At 44.8% G+C, this 12,271-nt stretch carries 6 protein-coding genes and 1 pseudogene; 6 read left to right on the plus strand and 1 reads right to left on the minus strand.

Features of this window, described 5'->3' with window-relative positions; genetic code table 11:
• The 3 genes from L3V36_RS04665 to L3V36_RS04675 all read left to right on the plus strand — a co-directional run bounded on the left by L3V36_RS04665 (nt 1) and on the right by L3V36_RS04675 (nt 5,007).
• Nucleotides 1-1,350, plus strand: a complete 1,350-nt coding sequence (locus L3V36_RS04665; protein ID WP_208774391.1) for a GH1 family beta-glucosidase — start codon at nt 1-3, stop codon at nt 1,348-1,350.
• On the plus strand, nt 1,350-2,441 hold the full coding sequence (gene ugpC / locus L3V36_RS04670; RefSeq protein ID WP_017083014.1) for a sn-glycerol-3-phosphate ABC transporter ATP-binding protein UgpC: 1,092 nt from the start codon (nt 1,350-1,352) through the stop codon (nt 2,439-2,441). Before L3V36_RS04665 ends, ugpC begins: the two co-directional genes overlap by 1 nt.
• Nucleotides 2,442-2,592: 151 nt before the next feature.
• Nucleotides 2,593-5,007: a glycosyl transferase gene (locus tag L3V36_RS04675; protein WP_208774390.1), complete on the plus strand. Its 2,415-nt coding sequence runs from the start codon at nt 2,593-2,595 to the stop codon at nt 5,005-5,007.
• Nucleotides 5,008-5,136: 129 nt separating this feature from the next.
• Here the strand turns inward: L3V36_RS04675 and L3V36_RS04680 are convergent, their stop codons facing one another.
• The gene (locus L3V36_RS04680; protein WP_108207053.1) at nt 5,137-6,084 is read right to left on the minus strand and encodes an aldose 1-epimerase; all 948 of its coding nucleotides are present in this window, start codon (nt 6,082-6,084) and stop codon (nt 5,137-5,139) included.
• 64 nt (nt 6,085-6,148) lie between these two features.
• Here L3V36_RS04680 and L3V36_RS04685 point away from each other — a divergent pair, with 64 nt between their 5' ends.
• From L3V36_RS04685 to L3V36_RS04695, 3 genes and pseudogenes are all read left to right on the plus strand, one after another.
• Nucleotides 6,149-9,247, plus strand: coding sequence for a GH116 family glycosyl hydrolase (locus tag L3V36_RS04685; protein ID WP_208774388.1), 3,099 nt, complete (start codon nt 6,149-6,151; stop codon nt 9,245-9,247).
• A gap of 96 nt (nt 9,248-9,343) precedes the next feature.
• The gene (locus tag L3V36_RS04690) at nt 9,344-10,357 is read left to right on the plus strand and encodes a substrate-binding domain-containing protein (protein ID WP_004732795.1); all 1,014 of its coding nucleotides are present in this window, start codon (nt 9,344-9,346) and stop codon (nt 10,355-10,357) included.
• A 368-nt stretch (nt 10,358-10,725) separates the two neighbouring features.
• Nucleotides 10,726-11,899 (plus strand): annotated as a pseudogene (locus L3V36_RS04695) (IS3 family transposase).
• Nucleotides 11,900-12,271 lie beyond the last annotated feature (372 nt).

The following is a 12,271-nucleotide window of genomic DNA, read 5'->3' on the forward strand; positions in this document are numbered from 1 at the left end:
ATGAATAAATATCAACTTCCAAGTGATTCAAAGTTACGCAGTAAGGAATTTGTATTCGGTGTCGCGACATCTTCATACCAAATTGAAGGCGGCGTTGAAGAGGGCGGTCGTACACCGTCTATCTGGGACACTTTCTGCAAGACGCCGGGCAAGGTCGATAACGGCGACAATGGTGATGTGGCGTGTGACCACTACCACTTATGGCAACAAGATATCGAGATGATTCAAGGCTTAGGTGTTGATGCTTACCGCCTATCAATTGCATGGCCGCGTATCTTGCCGCAAGACGGTGTAGTGAACCAGCAAGGCCTAGAGTTTTACGGTCAGATCATCGACGAGTGTCATGCTCGTGGCATGAAAGTGTATGTGACTTTGTACCACTGGGATCTTCCGCAATACCTTGAAGATAAAGGCGGTTGGCTAAACCGTGAAACGTCTTACAAATTCGCAGAATACGCAGAAGTGGTGAGTAAGTACTTTGGCGATAACATTGACGTGTACACCACGCTCAATGAACCGTTTGTGTCTGCATTCCTGGGCTACCGCTGGGGCGAACACGCGCCAGGTATCAAGGGTGAAAAAGAGGGCTACCTAGCGTCTCACCATCTAATGTTGGCTCATGGTTTGGCAATGCCGATCCTTCGCAAGAATGCACCTCACGCGAAGCATGGTGTGGTATTCAACGCGACCCCGGCTTACCCGCTGACGCCACAAGATCAAGGGGCAGCCGACTACTGCGAAGCAGAGAACTACCACTGGTTCATTGACCCAGTATTGAAGGGCGAATACCCACAACTGGTCGTTGAGCGCCAAGCGATGAACATGCCGATGATTTTAGAAGGCGATCTAGACATCATCAGTGCACCGGTTGATTACATCGGTATTAACTACTACACACGCAATGTCGCTCGCTTCAACGAGAACGGGGATATTGAATCAGTAAAACAGACTGACGCTGAACATACTTACATCGGTTGGGAAATCAACCCACAAGGTCTAACCGATTTATTGGTAAGACTGGATGCTCGTTACGAAAATATGCCGCCTATCTACATCACTGAGAACGGTGCTGCAGGTAACGACGAGCGCGTAAACGGACAAGTGATGGATGAGCAACGAGTTCGTTATTTCCAAGGTCATATCGAAGCGGTGCATAACGCGGTTGAAGCGGGTGTGAAAGTCGATGGTTACTTCGCTTGGAGCCTGATGGATAACTTTGAGTGGGCATTCGGCTACTGCCAGCGTTTCGGCATTGTCCATGTTGACTACACCACCCAAGAAAGAACATTGAAACAGAGCGCAATTGCGTACCGAAACATGCTTCAAGAGCGCGCTGAGGAGAATAGATAATGGCTAAAGTAGAATTTAAGAATATCAAAAAATCATTCGGTGATGTTGAAGTCGTCAAAGAGTTTGATTTTACGGTTGAAGACGGTGAGTTCGTGGTTTTCCTTGGCCCATCTGGCTGTGGTAAATCGACAACGCTACGCATGCTTGCTGGCCTTGAAAGTATCAGTTCTGGTGACATCGTGGTTGGCGGCAAGTTGATGAATAAAGTCGACGCGAAAGACCGTGACTTAGCGATGGTATTCCAAAGCTACGCTCTGTACCCACATATGACGGTGTACGAGAACATCGCCTTTGCACTAAAACTGAAAGGTATGCCTAAAGCTGAAATCGACGTAGAAGTTCTAAAAGCGGCGAAAATGCTAGAGCTTGACCCGCTACTGAACCGTAAGCCAAAAGAGCTTTCTGGTGGTCAGCGTCAGCGTGTAGCAATGGGCCGCGCGATGGTTCGCACACCGAAAGTTTTCTTGTTTGATGAGCCGTTATCTAACCTAGATGCCAAACTGCGTGGCGTGATGCGTGAAGAGATCAAACACCTACACCGTGAACTAAAAACCACAACGATCTACGTAACCCACGATCAGATCGAAGCGATGACACTGGCGGATCGCATCGTGATCCTGAAAGACGGTTATGTTGCTCAAGTTGGTACTCCGACCGAGGTTTTCCAACGTCCTGCAAACAAGTTTGTCGCGCAATTCATTGGTAACCCGTCAATGAACATGTTGGAAGCAAAACTGATTGAAAAAGAAGGCGAGTACTTCGTTGAAATTGGCGATGTTCATATCCCACTGCCTGAGCGCTTTAAGTCTCTGGCGTCTAAGAACCTAGCGCTGCATTTTGGTGTTCGTCCAACAGACATTCACCTACGTGCTGAGCAAGTGGACCACGACCGCGTGCTGCCATTCCCTGTGAGAATCAAAGACAAGGAATTACTGGGCGCAAGCATTCTTTTGAAAACAGAAATTGGCGGTCAGCCGTTGATGGTTGAAACCCAAGCAGCTGAAGTGGATGTAAAAGATCTGACGCTTTACTTGGATTTGGATGCTTTCCACTTGTTCGATGCTCTGAGTGAGAACTCGCTAGCGAGCTGATTTGCAAGAGCCAGTTGATTTGCAAGGGCGAGTGAGAGAAGCCTGACTCAAACGGCTATTTCAAACGGTTAAGTCAGCCATGAGCTGACACCAACCAACTTACGACAAATTGTTTTGGCTCCTCCTGATTTGGGAGGGGCTAGGGATAGTGATGATGAAATTCGGATATTTTGACGATAAAAACAAAGAATACGTAGCAACCACACCGTGCACACCGATCAAATGGTGTAACTATGTGGGCACATTAGATTTCGGTGGCATTGTAGATAGCAACGGCGGCGTGTTGTTATGTAAGGGCGATCCTGCGCTCAACCGTATCACTAAGTACATTGCTCAATTGCCAAACTCAGACTTCAAAGGCTCGACAATGTACCTCAAGGTGCGTGATGAAGCGGGCAATGTAGAAGTATTCTCACCGTTCTACACACCCACTCTGAAGCCGCTCGATAAGTTTGAAAATCACACGGGTTTGTCATACACCACCATCATTGCAGAAGCCTTTGGTGTGCGTTGTGAAGCGACCTTCTTTGTACCAAAAGCTGACCAAGTGCTGCTACAAGACATCAAAGTGACCAATATTTCAGACAAAGCGCTGCACGTTGATGTGGTGCCTGTATACGAATTCACACACTTCGATGCACTTAAGCAACTACTGAATGCCGATTGGGTTCCACAAACCATGACGCTAAAAGCACACCAACAAGAGTCGGGTCACACCGTGCTTGAGCAGTATGCTTTCATGAAGCGTGACTACGCGGTAAATCTGATGACAGCGGATCGCCCTGCGACGTCTTTTGATGGTGATCGCCAATCGTTCCTAGGGAATTTGGGCTACGGCACATGGGCAGCACCAGAAGCACTAAACAATGATGAATTAGGTAATACTGAGTGTTTACGTGGCGACAACATTGGTGCACTTAACCTGCGCCTAGGTTGGTTATCTCCAGAGCAGACAGAACGTACGATTGTACAAATCGCGCAAGAACAGAGCCTAGAAGCTGCACTTCCTCTGCTGGCTAAATATCGTGACCATCAAGTGGTCGATTCTGCTTTCGCTGAACTGGCTGAACATTGGGATGGTTACCTGCAAGCGGTTCAGGTTGAAACGCCAGATCCGGCAATGAACTCTATGCTTAATGTACATAACCCACGTCAGTGCCACACAACCAAGAACTGGTCTCGTTACCTGTCTCTGTATCAGCTTGGTTATGGGGCTCGTGGTATCGGTTTCCGTGACTCTTCGCAAGATACGTTGGGCGTGATTACTCACATGCCAGAAGAGGCGCGTGAGTTCATTGAGCGTCTGCTTTCTGTTCAGAACACCAACGGTTCTGCGATGCATCAGTTCTTCCCATCAACGATGGAAGCGAACGCGGGTGACTCGCGTGAAGAGGAAGATCGCCCTGATTACTACGGTGATGATCACCTGTGGATCATCTACGCGGTAACTCAATATGTGAAAGAAACGGGCAATGCAGACTTCTTGAATAAAGATATTCCGTTCTATCAAAAAGACAAAGCGGGCAATCCAGTTGAAACGGGAACGGTTTGGAACCACCTGTGCCGCGCGATTGAATTTACTTATACCAATACTGGTGAGCACGGCCTACCGCTGTTAGGTTTCGCTGACTGGAATGACACGGTGAACCTGCCAACGGGTGCAGAATCGATGATGGTGGCTAACATGTACGGCAAAGCACTTCTCGACATGTTGGACTTGTGTGAGTTGCGTGGTGAAGCGCAACTGACGGCTAAGTTTAAAGATCAGTATCAACAGATGCAGAGCACCGTCAATGAATGCGGCTGGGATGGCGAATGGTTTGTTCGTTATTTTGATGAGCAAGGCTTGCCGATCGGTTCTCATAAAAATGAGCAAGGGCAGATCTACACCAACGGTCAAAGCTGGCCTGTGATCTCTGGTTTTGCAACACAAGAACGTGCAACGCAAGCGCTAGATTCGGTTTACAACAAGCTGAATACAGCGAATGGCATTAAGCTTTCAACACCGGGTTACAACGGCTTTGACCCGCAGCTAGGTGGTGTATCGACTTACCCACCAGGTGCGAAAGAGAACGGCGGTATCTTCTTGCATTCAAACCCATGGGTGATGATCGCAGAAGCGAAAATGGGCAACGGTGAGCGTGCTTACGAGTACTACCGCCAAATCAACCCAGCTTCTAAGAACGACGACATCGATACCTTTGAATCTGAGCCTTACTGCTATCCACAAAACATCTTGGGTGATGAACATAAGCAATTTGGTTTAGGCCGAAATGCATGGCTTTCAGGTACTTCATCTTGGACTTACGTGGCGGGTACGCAGTGGATTCTGGGTGTTCGACCTGAAGTGGATGGCTTGCTGGTGGACCCATGTATTCCTGCTGAGTGGCCTGAGTTCAAAGTCCGTCGTCAGTTCCGTGGCGCGACCTACAACATTCATGTTACCAACCCAAATAACGTGTGTAAGGGAGTGGTAGAGATGAAGGTGAATGGTGACCTGATTTCAGGTAACAAAGCGCCAGTGTTTACCTCTGGTGAGCACACCATCGAGGTGATTTTAGGTTAACAAAGAGAAGGGCGCTTTATGCGCCCTTTATTGCTTCTTTAGTTTGCTTCTTTCGTTGCAGTTGTTTCGTTAGCAATGCGTTCTCTGGGGGCTGATTTCGCATACAGCAGTTGCTTTACTTTGCTTTCTTTATGTTGGCTGATAGGTGGCTTGGCATTGCCAAGTAAAGGTTTGAGATTGGTTCGGGCTAAGCGTCAATAAGCCAATTTGGTTATTGAATGCGTCGGCTGGACAAGTCATTGGTTCTATTGCAATACTTTGCTCGCTCGTCGGCGTGTACAGCTGAACGAATGGGTAGCTTTCATCTTGTTGGTAGCGAATTGCGGCAGACGAATCTGAGCGCGTAAACGCAAGTTGATTGGTTGTCTTGGAATCAAATTCAAAGCAATGATTTAAGCTTTGATTGGTGAGTGAATCGTCCAAAGACAAACGGTCAAAAGCGTGCTTTTCACCATTGGGTAGGTCGTTTTCGTGTATGACCTCAGAGCAAGGCGACATAGCGAGTCCACATTGTGCTAGCTCAGTGCCGAGTGAAAAATAAGGGTGCCAAGCATCACCGAATGGGAAGGCTGAATCACCCAGATTAGAAACGGTCGTTGAGGAAGAGAGTCTACCCGTGATGTCGATAGTGAAGGTCACTTCAAGGTTGAACGCAAACGGGAAAGCAGGGTGCAATGACGACGTTTGATACTGCAACGTCACACTGGCGGATTCCTCAGTGGCTACGCTGTTTGTGATTGAAAAAGGTTGGTTGTAGAGCAGGCCGTGTACGGCGTGATCAGACCAAGGAAAGTTAGCTGGGAGTTGATGGTTTTGGTTATCGAAACTGTAACGACCTAAGTTTAAACGGTTTGGAAAAGGGAATAATTTAGCACTGCGGGAAAAGAACGGATGTTGGTTGATCAGTTCATCATAATTCTGATAACCACAAATAAAAGAGAATGGACTGTTATTTACGATATACTTATTAATAACAGCACCAAATCCATTGATTATTTGAAGTTCTATACCATGTTGGTGGTTTATTAATGTGACAGAGTCAATATTTCCAAATTTTTCATTTATAATTTTAAACATGTTGATGTCTCCATTTTTAAAAGATATTAACAAGAAGAAAAAAATATTCAATGGCGGTTTTAAAATGAATAATAAAATTCCATATACGAGCTACTCAGGAAATTCAGAACACTTGTGTAAAAAAGGTGATGCAGTTGAATTTATTCAACCTTGGTACACGCCAATTTCGACTACACCAGAAAATACCGGTATGGCGGTCGGCGGAATTGGTAACACATTTACACTCACACCAAACGGCAACACGCCTAACTTCAGCTTTATTCCGGGAATCTTTGTCGATTGTTCAGAGCAAGTTATTAATTTTAATGATTTTTATGCGTCAGTGATGAATGTGCCAACCATCGACACGCTGCAAGTTTTTAATGAACAAGAGCTAAGCGTTCACCTGAACTTCTATCCTGCTTTGTTTGATGGCAAAAAGATTGAAAGTAGAGAAATGTCGAATGCGATTAGTCTCATTCAAGCAGCATTAAAAAATGGTCGATTCTACCAAGAAAATAAAGCTAACTTTACAAAATGGAACGTTGAATTTTCAAATAAGACTCAATTGTTGATTGAAGAAGATTCAGGTTCAACTATTTGTCAATTATATGTAGCCTTAGATTTCTTTAATGGTTTATTAATAAATGATACAACGAGATTATTATCACTCACTGCGGGTGATAATAATGATATGGATAGTATCAGTGGCAGTGATATAGATAGTGTTAATGGCAGGGATATAGAATACCAAGCTTTATATCCACTGGCTGAATATAAATACAGTAGCTTCGAAGATATTAATATAAAGCGTAAGGTAGTCTCTCCGATCGTTAAAGAGAACAAACGCCTATGTTCTTTACCGATGCACTGGAATCACTTCGAATTAACCAATAACTCATCGCAACCACGCGTGATTACGCTTGCTCAGCCGCTTCAAAACTTGATTGGCTCAACCTACCAAAAAGGCCGTGATGGTATTCAGGATTCGGCATGTACCTTGTCTCAAAATCCGATTGCTCAGAAGCATGAAGTGGTTAACTTAAAGGGTGAAAGCGGCAGCTTTACGGGTGTTCAATTGTCTAGCCAATCGCCTTATCAAAGTGATATTGAAGGCGAAGTGGTGTTTGGTGTTCAAGCAGATAACCATTTGACTGAATCTGGTAAGGTCTCGATTTCTGTCAAACCAACGCTTTATACCTCTAAGACTGCTCAGCAAACAGAGTTCGCACTGAAAACAGGCCGTACCAACACTGAGTTCCAAACCGGCATTTACACAGGGCGTGAAGCGTTGAGCGCATTGGTGGTGGTTCAGGTTGAATTGGAAGCGGGTGAGTCTGTTGATCTGCGTTTTGCACAGGTGATGGCACACAGCAAAGTCATGCTTAATGGTTGGCACTCAGATAAGGCTTACACGCAATTCTACCCGCAAGTAAAGCCTGCATTACCTATGTTAGAAGACATGTTGCCAAAGCTCGAAACCATAGAGAAGCAGATCGTCGCACAACAAACAACTTTCCTAGAGCAAGCTCAAAGCAAGATATCACAGCCTGATTCTGCACTGCGCTATGCCACGATGGCGATGAATTCATTGTCCTTCTTAGCGGAATCGACAGTATGGGATAAAGAGGACAAGTTCTTAGTGAAAGAGTGTGTCGACTACCCATTCTTTAACTCTCTGGACGTGTATTTCTACGGCTCATTCTCGCTGCTTTACTTATTGCCTGAGCTTGATGGTTGTGTGATGAAAGAGTTCTCGAAAGCTATTTTAGCCGAAGATTTCACTCAGCGCCGCTACTGGGAATACGAAGCGACACCGAATGCTGAATTGATTGATGAAAAGTACCAAGGCGTACGTGCCATTCGAGGCGCAGTAATCCACGACTTGGGCAGCCCATTCGATATCCAGCCTGACGCCTACAGCTGGCATAATGTGAAAGAGTGGAAGGACTTAGCGCCGAAATACATTCTGATGGTGTACCGCCATTATCAAAACACGCAAGATCTCTCTGTGGTTAAAGAGTGCTGGCAAGCAGTAACCGAAAGCATCGATTTCTTATCAAACTTGATTGCTGAGGGTGACGATTTACCACTCACCCGTGGCACAGACGATACCTTTGATAACCTCGCGTCTCATGGCATCTCAATTTACTGTGCGAGCCTTTGGGTGGCAGGCCTGCAAGCCGCGAGTGAACTTGCACAATTGATGGGTGAAAGCGTGCGAGCTAGCGGTTACTTAACGCGTTCTAAAAAGGCGTTAGCCACGGTTGAGCAAAGCTTGTGGGATGACAAAGAGGGTTACTACCACTTCTTCGTGACGCCAGTTCAAGCCAAGCATTTAACAGGTGAAGGCTATCAAGCTCTGGAAACCTTAGGACTTTCATTGACTGGCGATGCGATTGCTGACAAGAACACGCTCAATACCTATCTCAATGAAACGGATACTTCCATCAGCATCAGTAAGGTATCTCAAAGAGTCTCTAAGAAACGTTTGATGAGTGAGACTGCGCCACAAGCCTTTACTCAAGAATACTTAGATTTAGTGCCAGATTCTGACAACAGTTTTGGTGATGCCTTGTTGGCCGACAGTTACCTAAAGCTCATCGGCTTAGACGGTATTTTTCCGCAAGAGAACATCCAACGCGCACTAGACTATGTTTATAAGCACAACTTTGAGATTAACAGCCCTAAGCTTGGGGTTGCGAATATGACGTTGGCCGATGGTTCGCCGCATGAGGCATTTCAAGCTCAAGATGTGTGGATTGGTGTGCAGTTTAGTGTCGCAACGGCGTTGAGTCTGGCAGGTAAAAACCAGCAAGCAGAAACATTGATGGATACCGTGTATACCGCACTCTATGACTATTCAAAAATTCCATTTGCAGCGCCAGAAGGGTTCAATTGCTCGGTGTCTGTCAATGAGAAAGATCTTATGGAAGCCTTTAAGTTGACGCAAAATGATGCGAAAAACTGGCTAAGTGTACTTAAATTTCAAAACTGTGTGCTGTCTGACGGTCGGATTAATCCAACCTTGACGAAAGATACTGATAATTTTGTTAAAATGGTGTGCGGTGAAATCCCGCTAGAAAAGCTGGCAGGCTTACACAAATGGTTACTGAGTACTGGCTTGAAATATACGGCTGGTCGTTACTTCAGACCGGGGATGATCTTCGCCTACTTGTATTAACTTAATGACACGATTTTCAGCTAAAGCAGTGGTATGCAGGTTGAAACTGATGGGGAGCTTAAAGCTCCCCGAATGTCACTTGATTAGGGGTTCGAGATGCGCACTAAAACAAAAAAAACAACAGTATACGATGTAGCAAGACTGGCTGGTGTTTCTCCCAGCACCGTGTCTCGCTTCCTTAATCGAACCACTTATGTGTCTGACGATAAAAGCCAAAATATTGAGCAAGCGATTAAAGACACTGGCTACAAACCTAATTTTCAAATGCAAGAAAACACCAACCGACGTTCACTCACCATTGGTGTGTTGGTGCAACACCCTGACAGCCCTTATACCAGTCGTATCCTCAACGACATGGAAAAAACGCTGATCGCTCAAGGCTATTCGTTAGTGATCGCGACAGGGCATTGGCAGAAAAAGTTAGAAATGCACGCGTTGGAGTATCTCGCAAAAAGCAACGTGGATGGCATGATCATCGTGACAGGAAGCATTACTCAGGAAGAAATTGCCAAGTATGCACAAGACATTCCTATCGTGATGGTTGGCTACGATTTTGTTGAGAATAACGTCCGCTCCATCAACATTGATAACGTGTTGGGCGGCTACATGGCAACATTACATTTACTGCAACAAGGGCATGTGAATATTGCTCATATTAAGGGGCTTTCAAGTCAACCTGATTCGGGAAACCGCTTTGAAGGCTATAAGAAAGCACTTCAAGAAGCGGGCATTAAAGTGATGCCAAAACTCGTTAAACAGGGTGATTTCAGTAGTGAGTCTGGCTACGAGAAAACGGTAGAGTTGATTGAATCTAAGGTTCACTTCTCTGCCTTGTTTGCTGCAAATGACCAAACGGCTTACGGTGCGATTAAGGCGCTGTCTGACCACGGTTATAAAGTGCCAGAAGATGTGTCTGTGATTGGCTTTGATGACTTGCCGACGTCTAAGTATTTCACGCCAGCGTTAACGACTTTGAGACAGCCTATTGAAGAAATTGGAGAGGTATGTGCTCAATCGATTTTGAATCTGTTATCTGGCGAGCGGCATGAAGCTCGACTACCACCCATTGATTTAATCGTCAGAGAGTCGACCAAGTCTCTGTATCGTTAATTTCAAGAAAAGCATCAAGGTGGTTCGCCCGTGATGATTCACATTGATGTCAATGCGAACCATGGTGCAGGAATGTCGCTCAGTAAAGCTATCGATCTCACTGCTTATATTTACGCGTTCACATTGTTCAATATGGGGCAGGTAAGCTAAAACATTTCTGCCCCAAACCTTCTTAGGGTGTTTTTCACCGATGCTCTTACAATCCAAAGTTGGTCAAATATATAATGATTAGTTCTTAGTTTATAGGTGGTCCTTTCCGTAATTTTCTGTTCATACTCCACATGAACTGCTTATATTGTAGTGGCATAGTGAATTTGGTCACTTAGTTAGAGGTGATATCATCACCTCATAAGTAAACAGGTGACACTATGACAAAACGCACAAGACGACTATTTAGCGCAGAATTTAAGTTAGAAGCAGCGCAGTTAGTCCTAGATCAGAACTACTCAGTGACTGAGGCAGCTCAAGGCATGAACGTGGGCAGTCCACGATGGATAAGTGGATTCGCCAGCTCAGAGAAGAGCGCCAAGGAAAAACGCCCAAAGTTGCACCTATGACCCCTGAACAAATAGAAATTCGGGAATTGAAAAAGAAGCTAGCTCGTCTTGAAGAGCATAATGAAATATTAAAAAAACACGGCTCTGTTGATGTCGGACTCACTGAACAATTATTGATAATCAAGAAACTCAAGCATAGCCACAACGTATAAACATTATGCGAAGTCTTCAATGTTCATCGAAGCAGTTATAACTATTGGCTTAAACGTCCAACGGTAATTAATACCGATAGAGTAAAACTTCGCAGCTTAGTTAATAAAGCTCACGCTGCAAGTAATAGCTCTGCGGGAGCGAGAACCATCGCAGATATAATTACAAGTTAGGGCGTAAAGCTGATCCGATACCGAGCAACAAAACTGATGAGAACTCTTGGTTTAGTGAGCTGCCAAGTACCAAAACATCGTTACCGAAAAGCTTCACGGGAACATATTCAAGTTCCAAATCACTTAGGTAGGCAGTTTGCTGTTACCGCACCGAATGAAGTCTGGGCAGGCGATGTTACGTATATTTGGACAGGTAATCGGTGGATGTATTTAGCGGTTGTTATCGATCTTTTTACCCGAAAAATGATCGGTTGGTCAATGTCTTCGTCACCGGGCATTCGGTTAACAAGTAAATCTATTTCAATGGCTTATGAGTATCTCGACAAGCCTAAAGGTGTCGTGTTCCATAGCGATCAAGGTAGTCACTATACCAGTCGTAAATACTGCCAATTACTGTGGCGTTTTCAAATCAAACAGAGTTTATCTCGCAGAGGAAACTGCTGGGATAATGCACTAATGGAGCGCTTCTTTAGAAGTCTGAAGACGGAATGGGTGCCAACTGTGGGTTATCGTAGCTTCGTTGAGACTAAACAAGAGATCACCCGCTACATTATCGGATATTACTGTCAACTCACGCCACATCAGTATAACGGTGGCCTAACTCCCAATGAATCGGAACGATTATATTGGGAAACTCTAAAACCGAGGCCAATTTTAGTTGACCACACTTTTTATTCATCATCCCACCATTTTTATTAACTCCTCTAAACCGTAGCTTAAGAAGACCATGTTTTTGAGATGGTCCCATCTGATGTAAAAAGTCACGTGGAATTCGGTTATTTCGTCTTGTCGCTTCCAGTATTTATAGAATTGCCAATAGACTCTTGAATAAATTATTTACTAATTTGACAGGTTAGTTTTAGGTTTTTTCTTGAAGTTAAGCATGTTAGTCCCGAGTCATAGTTTAGTAATTACATGTTTTTATTATAAATTCACAAGAACTTATTGTATTTAATATGCACCAAGTGTAGCATCACTCCGAATTGGTAACAATTCGCATTATCATTAAGGTGAATTTAACTGTACTTAAAGTC

It is taken from the genome of Vibrio sp. G-C-1 (assembly GCF_021728015.1).
GTDB lineage: Bacteria > Pseudomonadota > Gammaproteobacteria > Enterobacterales > Vibrionaceae > Vibrio > Vibrio splendidus.